The following is a 17,650-nucleotide window of genomic DNA, read 5'->3' on the forward strand; positions in this document are numbered from 1 at the left end:
CGCATTTCTTTCTCTACAGCGCCGCGCGTCTTTTCAGACGCGCATAGGAGGCTAGCACAGGAGCGGTCGAACATTCATCAGACGGACTGCTGACGTTCACCTTCATTTCATCCTCCACTAGATCACTAGCAGGACGCCGCATCAAGCACGCGCCGCTATTCGAGAACGTCTGCCGTCGTGACAAGCTTCACCTTGAGAGCTACAGGATAGACCCTATCGATAGCAGCACGTTGAGCGGACAGTGATGAACGACACAGTTCTTCTTTTTCACGGCATTGCCCGGACGAAGAAAAGCATGGCGAAGCTCGCCGGCTTCCTGTCCGGCCACGGTTATCGGGTTGTGAATGTCGGTTACCCCTCCACCAAGTTTTCGATCAGCGACCTCATCGACATCATCCGACCGGAGATCGACGACGCCGTGAAGAAAGCAGGCGATGGCCGGGTCCATTTCGTCGGTTATTCGATGGGTGGGCTGGTCATCCGCGCTTTTCTCAGGCGCTATCGCCCAGCCAAGCTGGGGAGAGTGGTCATGGTCGGAACGCCGAACAACGGCAGTCAGATTGCCGATTTCCTCAAGAGCTGGCCACTATACAGGAAGGTCTATGGACCGGCAGGACAGCAGCTGATTACCGATCAAACCGCCATGACCGAGCTGTTCGGCACGGTCGATTACGAACTTGGCATCATTGCCGGGAACCGGACCATTGATCCGGTCTCTTCGCTTATCATTGGCCTCAGGGTTCCGAATGATGGGAAGGTTTCGGTGGAGAGCACGCGCCTTGACGGCGCGGCGGACCATATCGTCATTCCGGCAAACCACACTTTCTTGCCCGTCAACAAGACGATGTGGAGCCAAGCCCTGTCGTTTCTGAAAGATGGGCGGTTTACAAGCTGAATTTCCAAATATTCAAACATCTGCCACATGCCCTCTGCTTAATTCCCCGCGGCACCGGTATCGAAGGAAATGCAATGACCGCCATCCTGCGAAAGAAAGTTCACGGCGCGTCTACACGCGGACAGGTCATCGACGGTGCGCCCGATGTCGGCGTCGCCTATCAGGTGTTTTCCGATACGGTGATCGAAGACGTTATCGTCAAGAATTCCCCTCGCGGCTTCAAATTTCACAATGGCAAGAATCTCACCGTCAGGCGCTGTGAAACGGAGAATGTGAACGGCGACGGCATCTACCTGACGAAGACGACGCACGTGTTGCTGGAGAATAATCGCATCGGCGCGGCCCCGGGCGAGGGAGCAGACTGCTGCCAATTCGCCTATCAAAACAGCGACGACAATATCAGCTCCGATATCGTGATCCGCGGCAACCTCTTCCTGCAGTCGCCGGCGAGCGCATCGAACAAGGGCGCGCTGGTCTGCGACAAAACGCGACAATACCTGGTCGAATACAATTTCATCGGCGGCAAGAATTTCTCCTTTTCGTCGATCGGCGATGACGCCGTGGTGCGCAGCAACATCATGCGCGATGGCAGGATGAATGATTATTCCTTCGGCTACGGCGTTGGCGACAAGGCCGACCACGCCGGCCATCACGTTTATGACAACTGGATCGAGAACACCAATCGTGGCGTCAGCCTGAGCGGTTTTTCGGATCAGGAGCTGGCATTTCGCAAAGACATCGATATCCACGACAACGTCATTAGCCAATGCGACATCGCGTTCTTCGCCAACCGTCGGTGGTCCGGCAGCTTTCGGCGCAACATATTCCTGCGGTGCGAACAGGACATCGTTCTCAAGGGAAACGGCAAAGCGACTGCGGGTGATATCGATGGCAACTATCGCAACGATGGCAGCTTCCTGAACGTCACCCCGCCGCCGCTTCGCTTCAAGCCCGATGGCAACGCGTCCGTTGCCTCCGGGGAATGGACATCCGAGCCCGACGAAATCCGCATCCAGTGGCGCAACAAGGGGATCGATATCCCAGGCGCCAATCGGCCCTCCTTCACCGCGGAGCCTGGCATGGAATTGTCATGCGTCTTGCTGGCTCGCAAAGACCAGAACTGGATGCTGGCGATCGCCGAGACTGCCTATGACGACTTCACGCCGCGCGCATGGCAGGAACACAAGCTGCCTTGGCAGAAGCGCTATCTCTCGATTTAAGCCGTGCGACGGGGGCCCGGATCGCGCAAAATCAGGATCGACGCCAGCGAAGTCTCATGGCCTTTCCTGCGCTGAGCGCTTTGCGAACCGGTTCATCGTAGAGGCGGGTGACGACAATGGCCAATAGGACGATCAGCGGAAGAACGATGGCAAAGATCGCCCAGGCTGGCGGTTGTCCCAAGCCAGCGGCTTTCCAGGCTCCCAACAGCAAGCCCAGCAGCGGAACATGAATTGCATAGAGCGCGTAAGACGCCTCTCCCGCAATAAGAAGGGGCTGCCGCAACACGCCATCGAAGTTGGCTGTGTAAAGGACAAGCACGGCGATAGGAAATAAAACAGTGATGACAATCAGGTCCTTTATGCCAACCCAGGCGGCCGGCGCCTGGAAGACGAGAAGAGCGGTCGCGACGACGATTGTTGTCACTGCGGCGGCTTTTCCGATGCCTGAAGGGGAAAGCCGCTGACGGTAGCGGTACATCAAGATGCCGAGGCTGAAAGAAAAGAGAACGCGGGGAAATCCGGAGAGCAAGGCGCCGTCGAGCGGGATCAGGTCGGCGCTTCCATGGGCCAGCGTTTGCGCCGCCAGCCAAACCCATGACGCAAGCAGGATGAGTGCGAGTACGCCGCTGGACAGCATTCTCGCCGCATAGCCGTAGGCCAGGTTGATCACGATCTCCAGGAATAGGGACCATGACGGACCGTTGAAGGGGAACAGGTTCGGCGCCTTCAGCGATGTTCCACCGATCGCCGGCAGGAAGAACATCGAGGCAATCAACGAGGTGGCAAACAGCATCGGATCGATTTGCTGATTTCTGCTGAGCGACATGCCGGCATATGCGAGTACGCCGAGCAGCAAACCGAGCAGATACAGGGGGTATAAGCGGATGAGACGCTTGATGGCAAAATCATTGGCAGAGAGTGAAGACTCTTGAATGAGTTTCCTCTCATAGGCGTGGCCGATCACGAAGCCGCTGAGACAAAAAAACAGGTCGACGGCGAGATAGGCAGCAGGTGCTGCATCAAATCCGACGAACCCTTCGGTGTGATGCACTGCCACACAAATGGCCGCCAAGCCACGAATCCCATCGAGGCCAACCAGTCTACGACTATTTGAAGTCATCTTTTTAGCCTGATGCATGTTGCGCCCCTGCCTGGGTCGGTTTGCGGAAGCGGGACAGGAACTCCGGGCCAAGGCTCGTAAGCGCGATCACGGTGTGGGGCCACAAGATGAAGGGGGCCAGCATCATTCCGGCTTCGGTGAACGCGCCGATCAAGATCAGGAGGATAATGACAACCTCCTTTCGCTTGGTGATGGCGAGCGCTTGATTGAGGGGTGACGAGGTCATCTTCCCCACGAGCCGCACCACGACGAACGAGGTCCAGATGATGGTGGCTGGTATGCCCATGTTCAGCGCAAGTTCGATATAGGTGTTGTGTGTCGATTGAGCGTCCCACGTAAGGCGAACATATTGCTCCATGATATCGGGCTGTCGGAACAAGGCGAATCCCCAGCCTGAAAACGGCCGCTCGTAGATCAGCGGCAGCAACTGTTCCCAGACATTCGTACGTCCGCTGAGCGTAAGGTCTTTCCCGAATGACTCGGCAATCGCCTGGGCCACACCCATCAACGCGACGGAGACGACGAAGCCTAGCAGGGCGAATGCAAGAAGAACGACGAAGGATCTGAAGATGCGGCCTGGAAAGCGCTGAATCCAGCTCATTCCGTAGTATACGGCTATTCCGATCGAAAGCAGGATGATCGCCGTCGATGATTTCGCCAGCACGATGAGCACGAGGTAGAGCAGCATTGCCGCCCATCGCAGGAGATCATAATAGCGCAGGCGCCACATCGGCAGGGCTGGAAGTAGCAGGATGAAGTTTGTTGCCGAAAACTGGCCGAGCATATTTTTGTGGTAGAACGCCCCTTTCACCATCCCGGCATAACTGCCTCTCATCACCGCAAACCGGGGAAAGGCTGCCGTGTAAAGAATATTGATGAAAGCCGTGGCAATGGCAAATTTCGCCAAGCTTTCAAATGTGTCGACGGCTCCATAACGGGCTCGGTAAAGAAGGGGTCCAGCAGTCAGCAATGCGACGGCGACGAGAGCCCGGAGCGAGGCTGTAACGCTGACGGAAAAAGCAATCGACAGAAAGACGCATAAGCAGATTATGCCGACCAGCGGCGAGGCGCTGCGGAGCATTTCAACGACTCGCCTGGGCTCCAGCAAGCAGTAGAGGCCGATGAGTGGAACGAGCGACATCAGCAACAGTCGCATTGGCATGGGATCTTTGCCGACACCCTCCTGGAAGTCGGCGGGCAGCCCGTACCACATGCCAGTCGCTCTCCAGAGGGAAATATAAAATATTGCCGAGAGGAGGATCCGAACGAGGGTTTCACGCCGAATGCGATATTGCGCGCGAGCTCTGGGTCTATGTCTTTGCAGGCCAATCGGTTGGTAGCTGTCAAATGAGGTGCTCATGACATTCCGCCTTACGTTTTGGTAACCACCTGAGCGGCAAAAATCAAAGCTGCAGACCCGCTGCGGCGAGGAAGCTCGTGATCAGCTTGTATGCCCCTTCATTGAAATGAAGATGGTCAGGCTTGTAGTTGGAACAATCCTTATCGCTTGGTTTGCCGCACCGCAACATATCATCGTTCATTTGAACGAAGGTGACACCAGGCATTTCAGCCAATGACGATGCGACAAGTTGGTTGGCCGGAATTCGGACATCCTCGTAGAAGGCGTAGCGCTTGCCCCGAGGCGGTATGGACAACGCATAAATATGGGCGCCTGGCCAAAGAGCGCGAACCTTGCTGACAACAGCCACGACACCCGCCGCCACGGCGCATGGCGCCGTTTTCGCACCCAGGTTATTCGTGCCGATAAGCACGACGACATCCGTCGGATGGAAATCCGGAAGGTCTAGATCATCGAGGCGGTACAATGCATTTTGCGTGGTGTCGCCGGCGACCGCGAGGTTCATCGCCGGGCGGGTGGGAAAGCTGTCCTTGATCCAGGGCTGCCAGAGTTCGACGAGCGAATCGCCGACAAGAGCCAGATTGTATCGGGCCGATTTGACGCGATAGCTGGGAAGAGCGCGATTAAGTCGCTTGCTTGCCTGCTTTTGCTGGGCCGAGGCGTTCGTCGCTTTTGCAGGGTCAGGGCATTCCTGTGCGAAGGACGGCCCAGCATTGCCGACGATGAGAAGGAAATTCAATGCGAGGACGATGACGAGGTTGGCGAAAAGTCGCAACATTCAGATGACCGATATCCTGACGTCTTGGGGCTTTCATTATTGAAGAGGAAAATGGCGGTGGCAAGGAAAGAGTGGTTCTGGTCTCTCCGCCCGCAATGCTCGGGCATGGCAGCCGATCCATGAAATGGACATGCACCGACCGCATCCGATCAACGAAATCGTCAATTGCCGGAACCAAAGACCGAACCCGCCGTTGATTGCCATGCCCCACCGTGTCCGGGAGACATGACAGACATGGCACGTCAGACATTCTGGAAAGGTTATCTCAAGCTCTCGCTCGTCACCGCCGCCGTCTCGCTGACGCCGGCGACGACCGAAAGCAACAAGGTCCGTTTCCACGTCCTCAATCGCCAGACGAAGAACCGCGTCGAAAGCCGCTATGTCGACAGCGTCACCCACAAACCGGTGGCCGAGAGGGACCAGGTGAAGGGTTATCCGCGCGGCGAGGATGACTATGTTCTTCTCGAAGACGAGGAGATCGAGGAAGTCGGGCTCGAAAGCACCCGCACCATCGAGATCGACAATTTCGTGCCGCGCGGCTCGATCGATTGGATCTGGTACGACAAACCGCATTTTCTGGCGCCGGAGGACAAGGTCGGAGTGGAAGCCTTCTGCGTCATCCGCGAGGCGATGAAGGCGAATGACGTCGTCGGCATCGCCCGCCTTGTCCTCTATCGCCGCGAGCGTGCGGTGCTGCTGGAACCGCTGGGCAAAGGCATCGTTCTCTGGACCCTGCGCTATGGCGACGAAGTGCGGGACCCCGTGGCCGAACTCGACAGCAAAACTGAAATCGACAGCAAGCTGCTTGCGCTGATGACGCAACTGGTGAAGGAAGAGACGAAGAATTGGAGCCCGGCCATGGTGCAGGACCCGATTCAGAAACGCCTGAAGTCGATGATCCGCGGCAAGCAGAAGAGCCTGAAGAAGGCGGCGCCTGCGCAAAAACCTGCACCGGTGAAATCGACCGGCAACGTCATTAATATCATGGATGCGCTGAAAAAAAGCCTGGCGGCCGAAGGCGGCCAGAAGCCGCGCCAATGAAAAAGTGGCCAGAGATTTCGGGAAACTGCATATATAAATCAAAGATTTAAAGCGCGCCGCGGGAATCCACTTTGACGCGCTTAAGTCCGGCGGCTTCGCCGGCGCGACAAACCGATGCATTCGCGCGAGCTCGGGTGCGCTTGAGATTGCCCATCGCCCGCCAGGGTCGAGGCCATCTCAGCTTGCCTTCTTGCTGCGGCTGTCGCTGCGCGCCGGTGCCTTCTTCTTCGCCAGGGCCTTCTTTGCTGGAGCGTTGCCGCTCATCTTGGCGCTTTGGCGCAGCGCTTCCATCAGGTCGACGACCTTGCGTTCCGGGGCCGGTTTCTTCTTCGGTGGCGCCCGGCCCTCGATCTTCGCCTTCACCAACTCGACGAGGGCGGCTTCGTAGCGATCTTCGTATGTGCTCGGTTCGAAGCTGCCTTGTTTGGTGCCAATGATATGGCCCGCAAGCGCGATCATTTCCTTGTCGAACTTGATGTCGGGAATGTCCTCGAAAACCGTCTCGGCCGAGCGCACCTCGTAGTCGAAATTCAGCATCGTCGCGACGATGTAGTCGTCATGCGGACGGATCAGCAGTGTCCGGTTGCGCCGGAAAAGCACGGCTTCGGCCAGCGCCGCGACCTTGCCGTCACGCATGCCCCTGGCGATCAGCGACAGCGCCTCTTCGTCATGTTCGTCGACGGGCGCGAGATAATAAGGGCGGTCGAAATAGAGCTTGTCGATATCGTCATAGGCGATGAAAGCCTTGATATTGAGGACCTTGTCGCTTTCCGGCATGATTTCGGCGATCTCGTCGCCCTCGATGACGATGTAATCGCCATTCTCCATCTGGTAGCCCTTGACCTGGTCGCCCCGCTCGACCGGCTTTCCGGTCTCGCTGTCGACGAATTGCCGTTCCACCCGGTGGCCGGTCCTGCGGTTGATGATGTTGAAGGAGACGCGGTCGGAGGAGGAAACGGCGGTGTAGAGCCCGACGGCGCAGGCAAGGTCGCCCACCTTCAGATGACCCTTCCAGCTTGCCCGAGCGGCCATTCCATCCTCCGTCGCAATCAGAGCCGGCTGCCGCTCTTGTCGGTTTCGAGTTCCTGAAATGCCCAGCCACGGCCGTCGGGCGCGGGATAGGCGAGCAACGCATCGCCATCGCCGATCTTCTGGCGCGATGCGGCGTCCTTGGCATGGATGATCGCTTCATCCGCTGTCGCATAGGTTTCCGAAAGTGTGTCGCCGAGCTTGTAGGCCCAGCCATTGTCATGCGGCACGACCTGATAGGTGATATCGGCCATTTCGGATCTCCTCTTCTCACTCAAATAGGGTGCATGATGTCGTCGGCTAGTTCCGATTTGCTTTGCGCCGTTCATCGAGCGCGATGATCTTCTCCAGCGAGGCGATATCCTCGCTGGTGACGACGGGAACCGGATCAGCAGCGATGGCTTCCAGCACTTCCTGTGAGACGGCGCCATTTCGGATCGCCCATTCCAGCGTTTCGCGGGTTTCCCGCTCGGCTTTCAGCTGCGCATAGAGCGCAACGATCAGCCGATCGCGAGCATCCATCCGCCGGCCTTGGTTATCCATGCTGCGGACGTCAGGCATCGCAATCCACCTTTGTCACTGATTTCGTTCAGGTGTATTCAACTGATGACGGATCGAAAGGTTCCGAAACCGATGGGCCGCCGCTTGCCATTGCCGCCTCAGGCGGAAATTACTATCTGCAACATGTTCGCCAGAGGATTTCAACATGGCCGATCTCAAGGCTCGTCCCCGCCCGACCGGCGCCACCGCCGTTCTCGGCCGTACCGGTTTCCCGCACGTCACCTCCGCCACCAAGGGCGAAATAGATATCGTCACCGGGCCGTCGCAGCCGGGTTTCAATCCGCTCGATTTGCTCTATTCCTCGCTCTCGGCCTGTCTGGTGCTCAGCGCCCGCATCGCCGCCAGCCAGATGGGCATTCTCGACAAGATCAGCGAGATCACTGCCGAGGTCACCGGCGAGAAAGCGACGGAAGGCCTTTCGCGCGTCGCCAAGTTCAACATCGCCTTTTCGATCAAGGGCGATATCGACGAGGAAACCCGGCAGAAAATTGCCCATGCCGCCGAAGACGAGATCTGCACCGTGAGCAACACCATCCGCGGCAATCCCGAGTTCTCGACGACGATATTGGGGTAAGGCTAAATCTACATAATAATTATAGACAATCGAGAGCGGAGGATTGCGTGACCAATGCCCGGCTTCTATGCTCGGGCATCGAAAGCAATGATCCCGGCCACCATGCAGCCCAAGCCTCTCCCGACGTCTGAACAGCCCGTCGTCGCCATCATCGGCGGCGGTGTCTCCGGCGCCGGCGTCGCCTATCATCTCGCGAGAGCCAACTGCGGCGAGCGCCCTGCCATCGTGGTTTTCGAGCCGCGTGCCGAACTCGGCCGCGGCCTTGCCTACGACACGGCCGATCCGGCCCACCGCATCAATGTTCCAGCCGCCAAGATGAGCCTGCAGCCAGATGACCTGGGCGAATTCCTGGCCTGGATCGAAGTCCGCGATGCGGTCGCCGGCGACCCTGAGGCCAGGCAGCCCGATGGCTCGCTCTTCCCCCGGCGCCGGCTGTTCGGCGATTATGTCGCCTCGCTGCTGAAGCCGCTACTGGAAGACGGTAGCGTGCGTCATTGCCGCGCTGCAGTGACGGCTGTCGAACGCTGTGCCGGCCGCTGGTCAATCCGCGACGACAGAGGCGGCGTGACGAAGGCCGATATCGTCGCGATCGCCACCAGCCATCCGCCGCCGACAGCCCCAGGCCGGCTTGGGAGCCGGCTTGCTGCCCATCCCCGTTTCGTCGCCGATACCACCAAGCCGAACGCGCTCGACGTGATCCGCCCGCATGACCGGGTGCTGGTCATTGGCAATGGCCTGACGGCCGCCGATGTCATCGCCTCGCTGGCGCAGCGCGGGCATGACGGTTCGGTGACCGCGATCTCGCGCCGCGGGCTGCGGTCTCGCGGCCATCCGCTGGTACCGCAGGAACTCTTCGGCGATTTCGTCTCCAGTGCAGCCCATTCCGCCGTGTCGCTGCTGAGAGGGATCCGTACCGCCATAGGTGCGGCGAAGGCGCAGGGCATAAGCTGGCATGGGGTGATCGACCAGGTGCGGGCGCAGGGATACGATCTCTGGCAGGCGCTGCCGGTCGCCGAACGACGCCGTCTCGTCCGCCATCTGCGTCCCTATTGGGATGTGCATCGTTTCCGGATCGCCCCGCAGGTCGAGGCCGTGCTCGACGCAGCTGTTACCTCGGGCCGTCTGGATATCCTGGCCGGCTCGGTCGCCGATGCGCGCATCGAGGGCGAGCTCATTCTTTGCTCCCTGCAGCCGCGTCATCAGCGCCAGCCGTTGGAGCGGCGCTATGACGCCGTCGTCGTCACCACCGGCCCGGCGCATGGCGGTATTCTCGACACCCAACCCTGGCTCGCAGCACTCGCGGCGAACGGTCACCTGGCGCTCGACCCGACCGGCCTCGGCCTTGCCTGCACCGAGCGCTCGGAGGCGATCGGCCCGTCAGGAAAGGTAGATCCCTCGCTGCTGATCTCCGGCCCGCTGGCGCGCGGTACATTCGGCGAGCTGATGGGACTGCCGCAGGTGACCGAGCATGCCTTTTTCGTCGCCGGCGAGATTGCCGAAAAGCTGCGGACCAGCGCGACGAATAGGCATCCTGCCTGATTTTCCACCAATATGTCGCTCTTCGACTGTCCCCGGTGATCGACTTCTGATAGTCCCTCGGCCATCACTGCATAATTCCTTAAATCGAAGGCGATTTAAGGATAAAATTATGCAGCAATTTAAAGTGTTACAGCGTCCTTTGCGCGTCTGAAAAGACGCGCGGCGCTGTAATATCCCGCCGGCCCGGCATTCGGGCGACCAGAAATATCGAGACCATGTCGCAGGCCGCCCCCACCCTTTCCGAAGCCTCGCCTTCCAATCGTTTCGCCCTTGCGGCGCTCCTTCTCGGCGGCGCGGCGATCGGCGGCTCGCCGATCTTCGTCAGGCTGTCCGAAGTCGGACCGATGGCGACGGCCTTCTGGCGTGTGGCGCTGGCGTTGATCCCGATCGTCATCGTCTCGCTGCTGAAGAAGGAAAGGGGGCCGAAGCCGCAAAGCCTTTCCGACTACGGCATGCTCATTCTCCCAGGCGTCATCTTGGCGCTTGACCTTGCCGCCTGGCATCTTTCGCTCACCATGACGTCGGTCGCCAATGCGACTCTGCTTGCCAACCTCGCACCTGTTTTCGTCACGCTGATTGCCTTCGTCTTTTTCAGCGCGCGGATCAGCCGCGGCTTCGCGCTCGGGCTTGTCCTTGCGCTCTCAGGCGTCGTCATTCTGAAGGGCGGACCGGCAGCCATCGGCAATGGCGACCTTCGCGGCGACGGCATCGCGATGATCGCCGCCTTCTTCTATGCCTGCTACATCCTTGCGATCGGCAGGCTGCGCAGCCGCTTCGATACGCTCCGCATCATGCTGTGGAGCACGACCTGCGCTGCCGCCTGCATCTTTCCGATCGGCCTGATCTACGAGGGCCATATGCTGCCCGCGACCGTCTATGGCTGGTCGATCGTCTTCGGCCTCGCCTTTATCAGCCATGCCGGCGGACAGGTGGCGATCACCTATGCGCTCGCCTATCTGCCGCCGGCCTTTTCCTCGCTGACACTGCTGCTGCAGCCGGTCGTTGCGGCAATCCTGGCCTGGGCGCTGCTTAACGAGGCGATCGGAACGATGCAGGCGCTCGGCGGCGCCGTCGTGCTGGCCGGCATCATGATTGCCCGGACATCCCGCGTTCAGGTGTGAAGCCGCGGCAGATCAGCGGTTTTCCTGCAGCAGCCATTTCTGGATGATCGGAATGTCGGCATCGCCGAGATCGTGGCCGCCGGGGATGACGTCGGAATCGACGGTGGCGCCCGAACTCTTCAGCCTCCCTTCCAACTCGCTCGCATATTTGCCATAGGCATCCGTCTTGCCGCTGATGACGAGCAGGTCCGTGCCTTTCAGATCGGCATGCGGATAATCGCTGAGCACAGGCATGGAACGCAGCAGCACGGCCTTGTGAACCAGGTGCGGGTGTAGGTAGAGCAGCGAGTTTAAAAAGTTGGCGCCATTGGAATAACCGACATAGACGACCTTCTGAGGATCGAGCCCGTAGGATTTGACGGCGCCCTCGATAAAGGCCGCGAAGGCCTCCGCCTCGGTCTTGATGTCGTTCTGGTCGAAGGAGAAGGGCGTAATGCGCTTGTACCAGCGCGGAAAACCTTCCTCCGTCGCCCGGCCGCGCACGCCGAGCAGCGTCGCCCGCGGCGCCGCTTTGTTCAACAGTGGCATCAGCGTCGTCTCGTTGCCGCCGGAGCCGTGCAACAGCACGAAGACGCTGCCGTCGGGATCGGGGGGCGTATAGAAACGGTGGACGAATGGCAGCTCGCGATAATTGACACGCGGCTGGCCGGGCATCGAAAATTGCGGCAGCATCACCTTCAGGTCGTGAAGATTGGTGATGGCTTCGGGCGGTGCGAACAGCTTCCCCCCGAGGGCGGCCTGCTCTTCGTCCACGGTCATGCCGGGCTTGTCGGTGGCGAGCTCCACCAGCGTACCGCCGGGCTCGCGGGCATAGAGCGAGCGGAAATATTTACGGTCATGCATGTTGGTCGGCGATGCGTCAGTCGCCTCCAGAGCCTTGCGAACGACAAGCAGCGTCTCCTCGTCGGCGGCGCGGAAGGCGACGTGATCGACCGTCCCGGTGCCTGGCGCGCCGGACCAGAAGCCGCGCGCATCGCGCACGTCGATAATGTCGCCGGATTGCGACACCAGCCTGTCGATCGTGCCGCGGCTGGCCTGGAAGCGGTAACCGAAATGGCTCTCGAGGAAGCTGCGGCTTTCGGTGGGCTTCTCCGTCAGCATGGTTGCGCCGCGCACCCGCTGGATGGCATGCTCGACCGGGATCGAGGCGCCGTCCCAGGCGGCCGGCGATACCAGGCTCTTTGCGCCGGCGAGCTTGAGGATGATGTTGTCAGGGTCCTTCAGCCGTAGGACAGGCTCGCCGAATTCGTCGGCCGGTCCCTCGGAGCTGAGGCCGAAGCTCATGGCACGCGTCAGCCAGTAGCCGATGCTGGTGGGGTTGATCGACAGCGATATTTCGCTGATCTGGCCATAGCCGGCCCGGCCGGGCGCACCATCTTCCCAGGCGAGGAAGGTCAGCAGCGAACCCGGCGTCCCCTCTCCATCGCCATAGAAGAGATGAAGCTGCGTCGCGTCCTCGTAACCGGCTGTCTGCTTGACGAGCCGCATGCCGAGAAATCCCGCGTAAAAGTCCACGTTCGCCTGCACCTTTCGGGTGACGGCCGTGACGTGATGTATACCTGATACCATCGAGAGCAGTCCTGATTGAAGCGGCGTCGTCAGGAGCGCGAGTATGAGAGCTGCGAAGGTCATACCGTTGCCAATGACGATCGCTTAGTTTTGTTCCGCACAAAGCGCAAGCGAATCGCCGCGCTGCAACAACTCCAAATTCTCGACATCTTCGAGTGCCTCTTCTAGTTGCTGCAGGGTCGGCGGCTTGACCATATAGGCGCGCGCACCGAGATTTCTGGCCCGCCGCATGTCGCTCTCGTCGCTTGATGTGCTGAGGATGCAGACGGGAATTTGCTTGAGGCGCACGTCGGCTGAAAGCGCATGCAGCACCTCGAAGCCGTCCATGATCGGCATGTTGATGTCGAGCAGCATGAGGTCGATCTGCGGCAGATCGGCAATGCCGGCGCGTTCTTCGAGCAGCCGCATCGCCTCGCGCCCGTTGGTGGCGACATGCAGGTTGAAGTTCACCTTCTCCCTCCGCATCAGCTTGATCTTCAGAAGTTGAATGTCGGCCGGGCTGTCTTCCACCAGCAGCACTTCGGCAAGCCTGCCCGAACCTTCGGCTTGCTGCTCCGCCGGCCTTGTGCTGTGCGGCACGGCCGATGCGGCTGATGGCACGGGCCTCGCCTCGGCGAGCGGCACTTCGAGAATGAAGGTGGCGCCCGGCCCATTTTCTGCCTCGCACCAGATCGAGCCGCCATGCATCTGCGCGATGCGGCGGCAGATGGCAAGGCCGAGCCCGGTGCCTTCGATGCCACGGCCGACGAGACGCTTGAACGGCTGGAAGATCAGTTCGCGGTGCTCGGGGTCGATGCCGGGCCCGTTGTCACGCACCGTGAGGCGGCAGGTATCGCCCTGCGCTTCGCCTGTGATGCTGATCTCCGGAACCTTCTGCTCGCAATAGCGGATGGCGTTCGACACCAGGTTCTGCAGGAGCTGGGTCAGCAGCGTCGCATCGCCCATGACCTCCGGCAGCGCCCCGCGGATGATGACGGCTCCACGGCTTTCGGTCTGCTGGCGCAGATTGTCCTCCACCTGGTCGAGCACATCAGAGAGCGAGACCGGCCTGAGCTCCAGTCCGCCGGAGGCCTCGAGCTTGGTGAAGCCCGAGACCTTGACGATCAGGTCTTCCATATGGTCGGCCGCGCTGAGCACGTAATCGAGCAATTCCCGGTCTTCGGCCGGCAGCGCCGCAGAACCGTGCAGGATGCGGGTGAAGGATTTGATCGTCCGGAGCGGCTCCTTCAGATCATGGGCCATGGCGCGGGTGAAAATCTCCAGCGACTGCCGCTTCTGCTCCAGTTTCGCCTCCAGCATGCCGTGCATGATGGCGTTCTGAATGCAACGATGCAGCGTCTCGGGCGAAAGCGAATCCTTTGTCAGATAGTCGCGTGCCCCGCTCTTCATCACCTCGACGGCCACGGTCTCACTGCCCTGGCCGGTCAGCATGATGACGTTGGCGGCGGGATCATCCTCCAGGATATCGGCAAGAACGCCGAGCCCGTCGCGCCCAGGCAGCGAATAGTCGAGCAGGATGCAGTCCGGCCGTTTCCGGCCATTCAGCGCACGGCCCTCTTCGCCCGTCTCCGCCTCCACGACGGTATAGGCAGTGCTGGAAACGCGGCCCAATATGCGGCGATAGACCTCGAGATCGTCGATGTTGTCGTCGATGATGAGAATAGAGCAGTGTTCCGCCAATCTGTCAGTCCTCGAGTGGCAGGATCGCGATTTCGAACCAGTATTCCTTCAGCCGCTGGATCGCGGCAAAGAGCCCGTCGAGATCCACCGGCTTCTGCACATAGGTATTGGCGCCGAGCGCGTAGCAGCCTTCGATATCGCGTTCGTCGTCGGAGGTCGTGAGGATGACCACCGGGATCTTGCGCCAGCCGGCGTTCGACTTGATCGCCTCCAGCGTCTTGCGGCCGTCAAGACCCGGCATGTTGAGGTCAAGCAGGATCAGCCCCGGTTTCGGCACCATCTCGGCGAGCATGTCGAGCGCTTCCTGACCGGAGGCCGCCCAGCGGATCGAGTTGCGCAGATTGGTGCGTTTGAAGGCGCGCATCGTCGCTTCGAAATCGTCTTCGCTGTCCTCGACGATCAGGATCGGTTGCGTATCACGCTGCTGCATTCTGCCCCTCGCGCTTTTTTCCCAGAGTGAAGTAGAATGTCGTGCCGGTGCCGACCTCGGATTCCAGCCAGATATCGCCATTGTGCCGGGCGATGATCTTGCGAACGAAGGTGAGGCCTGCTCCGGTCCCGTCGTCGGAATCCTGCGACTTTTCCAGCCGTTTGAAAATGCGGAAAATATCCTCGTGGAATTCCCGCGGAATGCCCTTGCCGTTATCCTTAACGAAAAACACGTTGCGGGCAACCGTGCCGTCCTTGCCGACGAACCGATCAAGATAGCCGATCGAGACGAGCGGCGCCGGCTTGTCATTGTATTTGATCGCGTTGGTAATGAGATTGCGGAACACTTCGGTCAGCCGCGTCGCGTCGCAGACCACCTCCGGCAGCCGGCCGTCGATGATCACCTTGGCGTGTCGTTCCTCGAGTAGCAACTCCATCGTCGCGACGACATCCTTGACGATCAGGCCGATATCGGTGCGTTTGACCGCCAGCTGCTGGCGTCCGAGCCGGGAGAAATAAAGAAGCTCGTTGACGAGTTTCTCCATGCGCTGGCTGAGACGCACGAGCCGGTTCAGCCGGCGCACGCCGTCCGCATCGAGCTTGTCTTCATAATCTTCCAACAGGAAGCGGGAGTGGTTGTGCAGGCCGCGCAGCGGTTCCTTGAGATCATGCGAGGCGATATAGGCGAATTCATCGAGGTCGTGGTTGCTGCGCTCGAGTTCGGCCGTATAGGCCTCAAGCTGGGAAAGCGTCGTTTTCATCCGTTCTTCCTGCCGGACGCGCTCGCTGATGTCGCGCACGATACCGACGAAGGTCTTCGTATGGCCGGTGACGACGGCGCTGATGGAAACGTCGATCGGAAAGACGATGCCGTTCTTGCGTCGTCCGGAGACCATGCGCGTCGTGCCGATGATGCGCTCGTCGCCAGTCTGCCGGTAGTGGGCGAGATAGCCGTCATGCTCGGAATGGTAGGGTTCGGGCATCAGCATCTTGATGTTCTTGCCGATCGTCTCCTGCGGGGAGTAACCGAACATGCTTTCAGCCGCCGGATTGAAATTCCTGATCGTTCCACGCTCGTCGATGACGACGACGGCATCGGGCGTGCCGCGCACCAGCGCGCCGAAGCGGACGCGCTCGGTTTCGAGGTTATAGTTGTTGCGCATGAAATAGAAGACGAGGATCGCGATCAGCCAAAGCGTGGCAGCCGTGATGGCACGGTTGGCGATTTCCTGCCAGAACGCCGCCTCGTTATGCTTGACGGCGAAGAAGCCGAGCATCAGGAGCACGGTGCAGGCAAAGGCGAAGAAAAGCGGCGCGTTCCGGTTGCCGAACCAGAGCGCCGTCAGCACCAGCGGTACGTAGAGAATGCCGTTGGCGACACCCAGCGGCGTATAGAGATCGACGAGAAGACCGGTGAAGCAGACCGCAGCCGGGATCCAGAGCGGGATCTGTGCCCGGTTTGCCGGCTGCATCCACCAGGAGCGGGCGAGAAGCCCCGAGCCGAAGATTACCATGCCGGCCGCCGTGTGCAGCGCCATCGCCGCATAGGGGCCCCAGCGGTAGCCCTGTTCGGCATCGGTGACATAGCTGGCCAGCGCGATCATGCCGAGCGTGATAACGACATAGCTCGTCAATTCCTGCACCACCTGGCTTCTCGACTTCTCCACCTGGAGCGAGAGCAGCAGCGAAAGATTGGCAATCAGGAAGACCAATGCCGTGTTCGGCCCCATGCCGCCGCCGATCTCGGCGAGGAAATCCGCCGAAACCAGAAAGCGCGAGATCAGCACGTCGACATTGTGAAAACTCCGCCCGATTGTGACGATTTCGACGAGGCGGGCCGCGGCGATCGCCGCCGCAAGCCCCATCGTGATCGCTGCCATTATTCGAAAACGGCGGGCGGCCAGTGTCGAGGCGGCCAGCCCTGCGCCGGAAAGCACAAAGCAGAGCGCGGTGTTGAAAGCCATCGACGGAAAGCCGGGAACCAGCGAGATGACAATCTCGGCCTGCAGCAGCCAGCCGGTAAGCGCCGTCGCGCCGAGAAGCAACATCAGGCAGCCGACGGCAATCGCAAAGGCTCGGTAGTGCTGTCTTGGCTGGTCCTGCAGGTCCACGTTGCCCTGATCCTGCACCCCTGTGTCCTCCTTCGGTTTGCGCGGCCATCTTTTCCGAAATCGAGGAATACTCAATAGCCAAGGCAGGGCGGTGCCGCGCTTTTTGCGAAATGATTTGCGATGAGGTATATCGAATTTTAGTGGAACCGCGATATGGTGATGTCGAAGGACAGCGAGGTTCATTCGAACAATATCCAAATTACGGTGCTAGATGACCACCCTATTTTATGTCGACGACAGCAAGGATGACCTCTTCTATCTCGACTATATGAGCAGAAAGCAGCAGATAGACATCGATCTATTCTGTTTCTCCACAGCCGAGGCCGCGCTTGAGGCGCTGGAGACGCGCGCGGCAGAAGGCAAGACCTCGCCCGATCTTCTGGTCGCCGATCTCTACATGCCGCTCGATAGCGGCATTGGCCTGATCACGCGGTTGCGCCTGGATGATCGTTTCAAGGCGATGCGACTTGCTATCTGCAGCGGATCGGATGCTGCCGAGGACCGCGCCCGCTCACTCGATGCCGGCGCCGATGTCTATCTGGAAAAGCCACTTGACCTTGCCAAGATCATTCTCAATCTTGAGATGTAGAAAACGTCGAAAGCCGCAAGCCCTGTTTCCTCTC

The 17,650-nt window shown here is 59.9% G+C and carries 17 protein-coding genes; 7 read left to right on the plus strand and 10 right to left on the minus strand.

Annotated elements, in window-relative coordinates; translation table 11 throughout:
• The first annotated feature begins 244 nt into the window (after positions 1-244).
• Positions 245-895 carry an esterase/lipase family protein gene (locus AC244Q_RS01475; RefSeq protein WP_026157249.1) on the plus strand — a complete coding sequence of 217 codons (651 nt, stop codon included), beginning with the start codon at positions 245-247 and terminating at the stop codon, positions 893-895.
• Between the two features lie 74 nt (positions 896-969).
• On the plus strand, positions 970-2,115 hold the full coding sequence (locus AC244Q_RS01480) for a right-handed parallel beta-helix repeat-containing protein (protein WP_017992919.1): 1,146 nt from the start codon (positions 970-972) through the stop codon (positions 2,113-2,115).
• A 31-nt stretch (positions 2,116-2,146) separates the two neighbouring features.
• Here AC244Q_RS01480 and AC244Q_RS01485 read toward each other — a convergent pair whose 3' ends face one another.
• The 3 genes from AC244Q_RS01485 to AC244Q_RS01495 form a co-directional block, all read right to left on the minus strand.
• The gene (locus tag AC244Q_RS01485) at positions 2,147-3,172 is read right to left on the minus strand and encodes an acyltransferase family protein (protein WP_017992920.1); all 1,026 of its coding nucleotides are present in this window, start codon (positions 3,170-3,172) and stop codon (positions 2,147-2,149) included.
• Positions 3,173-3,239: 67 nt separating this feature from the next.
• Positions 3,240-4,595, minus strand: a complete 1,356-nt coding sequence (locus AC244Q_RS01490; RefSeq protein ID WP_012756023.1) for an O-antigen ligase family protein — start codon at positions 4,593-4,595, stop codon at positions 3,240-3,242.
• 43 nt (positions 4,596-4,638) lie between these two features.
• A complete protein-coding gene (locus AC244Q_RS01495) occupies positions 4,639-5,373 on the minus strand; it encodes a GDSL-type esterase/lipase family protein (RefSeq protein WP_012756024.1) in 735 nt (244 codons plus the stop codon).
• A gap of 234 nt (positions 5,374-5,607) precedes the next feature.
• Between AC244Q_RS01495 and ku (AC244Q_RS01500) the strand changes: the two genes are divergently transcribed.
• Positions 5,608-6,414, plus strand: a complete 807-nt coding sequence (gene ku, locus AC244Q_RS01500) for a non-homologous end joining protein Ku (protein ID WP_128406006.1) — start codon at positions 5,608-5,610, stop codon at positions 6,412-6,414.
• A 177-nt stretch (positions 6,415-6,591) separates the two neighbouring features.
• On the opposite strand, the gene ku (AC244Q_RS01505) is transcribed toward ku (AC244Q_RS01500), so the two are convergent.
• Genes ku (AC244Q_RS01505) through AC244Q_RS01515 form a run of 3 tightly spaced genes read right to left on the minus strand, consistent with a single transcriptional unit; the run spans position 6,592 to position 8,004 of the window.
• Positions 6,592-7,446 carry a non-homologous end joining protein Ku gene (ku, locus tag AC244Q_RS01505; RefSeq protein ID WP_012756026.1) on the minus strand — a complete coding sequence of 285 codons (855 nt, stop codon included), beginning with the start codon at positions 7,444-7,446 and terminating at the stop codon, positions 6,592-6,594.
• Between the two features lie 17 nt (positions 7,447-7,463).
• A complete protein-coding gene (locus AC244Q_RS01510; RefSeq protein ID WP_012756027.1) occupies positions 7,464-7,697 on the minus strand; it encodes a DUF2188 domain-containing protein in 234 nt (77 codons plus the stop codon).
• A gap of 46 nt (positions 7,698-7,743) precedes the next feature.
• Complete coding sequence (locus AC244Q_RS01515) at positions 7,744-8,004, minus strand: hypothetical protein (protein WP_011650444.1); 261 nt, start codon at positions 8,002-8,004, stop codon at positions 7,744-7,746.
• A 145-nt stretch (positions 8,005-8,149) separates the two neighbouring features.
• On the opposite strand from AC244Q_RS01515, the gene AC244Q_RS01520 reads away from it, so the two are divergent.
• The 3 genes from AC244Q_RS01520 (at position 8,150) to AC244Q_RS01530 (ending at position 11,238) form a co-directional block, all read left to right on the plus strand.
• Positions 8,150-8,578, plus strand: a complete 429-nt coding sequence (locus AC244Q_RS01520) for an OsmC family protein (RefSeq protein WP_017992924.1) — start codon at positions 8,150-8,152, stop codon at positions 8,576-8,578.
• A gap of 54 nt (positions 8,579-8,632) precedes the next feature.
• Complete coding sequence (locus AC244Q_RS01525) at positions 8,633-10,117, plus strand: FAD/NAD(P)-binding protein (protein WP_017992925.1); 1,485 nt, start codon at positions 8,633-8,635, stop codon at positions 10,115-10,117.
• 215 nt (positions 10,118-10,332) lie between these two features.
• The gene (locus tag AC244Q_RS01530; RefSeq protein WP_012756031.1) at positions 10,333-11,238 is read left to right on the plus strand and encodes a DMT family transporter; all 906 of its coding nucleotides are present in this window, start codon (positions 10,333-10,335) and stop codon (positions 11,236-11,238) included.
• Positions 11,239-11,250: 12 nt separating this feature from the next.
• Here the strand turns inward: AC244Q_RS01530 and AC244Q_RS01535 are convergent, their stop codons facing one another.
• Genes AC244Q_RS01535 through AC244Q_RS01550 form a run of 4 tightly spaced genes read right to left on the minus strand, consistent with a single transcriptional unit; the run spans position 11,251 to position 17,210 of the window.
• Positions 11,251-12,870, minus strand: coding sequence for a VOC family protein (locus AC244Q_RS01535; protein WP_206641046.1), 1,620 nt, complete (start codon positions 12,868-12,870; stop codon positions 11,251-11,253).
• A gap of 21 nt (positions 12,871-12,891) precedes the next feature.
• Complete coding sequence (locus tag AC244Q_RS01540; protein WP_012756033.1) at positions 12,892-14,487, minus strand: response regulator; 1,596 nt, start codon at positions 14,485-14,487, stop codon at positions 12,892-12,894.
• A gap of 4 nt (positions 14,488-14,491) precedes the next feature.
• Positions 14,492-14,917: a response regulator gene (locus AC244Q_RS01545; protein ID WP_003545468.1), complete on the minus strand. Its 426-nt coding sequence runs from the start codon at positions 14,915-14,917 to the stop codon at positions 14,492-14,494.
• Positions 14,904-17,210, minus strand: coding sequence for a sensor histidine kinase (locus tag AC244Q_RS01550; RefSeq protein ID WP_206641047.1), 2,307 nt, complete (start codon positions 17,208-17,210; stop codon positions 14,904-14,906). Before AC244Q_RS01550 ends, AC244Q_RS01545 begins: the two co-directional genes overlap by 14 nt.
• Positions 17,211-17,238: 28 nt before the next feature.
• Between AC244Q_RS01550 and AC244Q_RS01555 the strand changes: the two genes are divergently transcribed.
• Entirely contained in the window at positions 17,239-17,616 is a 378-nt protein-coding gene (locus AC244Q_RS01555; protein ID WP_128406009.1) for a response regulator, read from the plus strand.
• Positions 17,617-17,650 lie beyond the last annotated feature (34 nt).

Source organism: Rhizobium sp. CB2179 (genome assembly GCF_057653455.1).

What these genes read in the sequence shown, in the direction of transcription:
- AC244Q_RS01520 (WP_017992924.1), top strand. Translation starts at nt 8,150, where the DNA reads ATGGCCGATCTCAAGGCTCGTCCCCGCCCGACCGGCGCCACCGCCGTT.
- AC244Q_RS01550 (WP_206641047.1), bottom strand. Translation starts at nt 17,210, where the DNA reads ATGAACCTCGCTGTCCTTCGACATCACCATATCGCGGTTCCACTAAAA.
- AC244Q_RS01545 (WP_003545468.1), bottom strand. Translation starts at nt 14,917, where the DNA reads ATGCAGCAGCGTGATACGCAACCGATCCTGATCGTCGAGGACAGCGAA.
- AC244Q_RS01525 (WP_017992925.1), top strand. Translation starts at nt 8,633, where the DNA reads ATGCCCGGCTTCTATGCTCGGGCATCGAAAGCAATGATCCCGGCCACC.
- AC244Q_RS01475 (WP_026157249.1), top strand. Translation starts at nt 245, where the DNA reads ATGAACGACACAGTTCTTCTTTTTCACGGCATTGCCCGGACGAAGAAA.
- AC244Q_RS01480 (WP_017992919.1), top strand. Translation starts at nt 970, where the DNA reads ATGACCGCCATCCTGCGAAAGAAAGTTCACGGCGCGTCTACACGCGGA.
- AC244Q_RS01555 (WP_128406009.1), top strand. Translation starts at nt 17,239, where the DNA reads ATGACCACCCTATTTTATGTCGACGACAGCAAGGATGACCTCTTCTAT.
- ku (WP_012756026.1), bottom strand. Translation starts at nt 7,446, where the DNA reads ATGGCCGCTCGGGCAAGCTGGAAGGGTCATCTGAAGGTGGGCGACCTT.
- AC244Q_RS01535 (WP_206641046.1), bottom strand. Translation starts at nt 12,870, where the DNA reads ATGACCTTCGCAGCTCTCATACTCGCGCTCCTGACGACGCCGCTTCAA.
- AC244Q_RS01510 (WP_012756027.1), bottom strand. Translation starts at nt 7,697, where the DNA reads ATGGCCGATATCACCTATCAGGTCGTGCCGCATGACAATGGCTGGGCC.
- AC244Q_RS01490 (WP_012756023.1), bottom strand. Translation starts at nt 4,595, where the DNA reads ATGAGCACCTCATTTGACAGCTACCAACCGATTGGCCTGCAAAGACAT.
- AC244Q_RS01530 (WP_012756031.1), top strand. Translation starts at nt 10,333, where the DNA reads ATGTCGCAGGCCGCCCCCACCCTTTCCGAAGCCTCGCCTTCCAATCGT.
- AC244Q_RS01515 (WP_011650444.1), bottom strand. Translation starts at nt 8,004, where the DNA reads ATGCCTGACGTCCGCAGCATGGATAACCAAGGCCGGCGGATGGATGCT.
- AC244Q_RS01495 (WP_012756024.1), bottom strand. Translation starts at nt 5,373, where the DNA reads ATGTTGCGACTTTTCGCCAACCTCGTCATCGTCCTCGCATTGAATTTC.
- ku (WP_128406006.1), top strand. Translation starts at nt 5,608, where the DNA reads ATGGCACGTCAGACATTCTGGAAAGGTTATCTCAAGCTCTCGCTCGTC.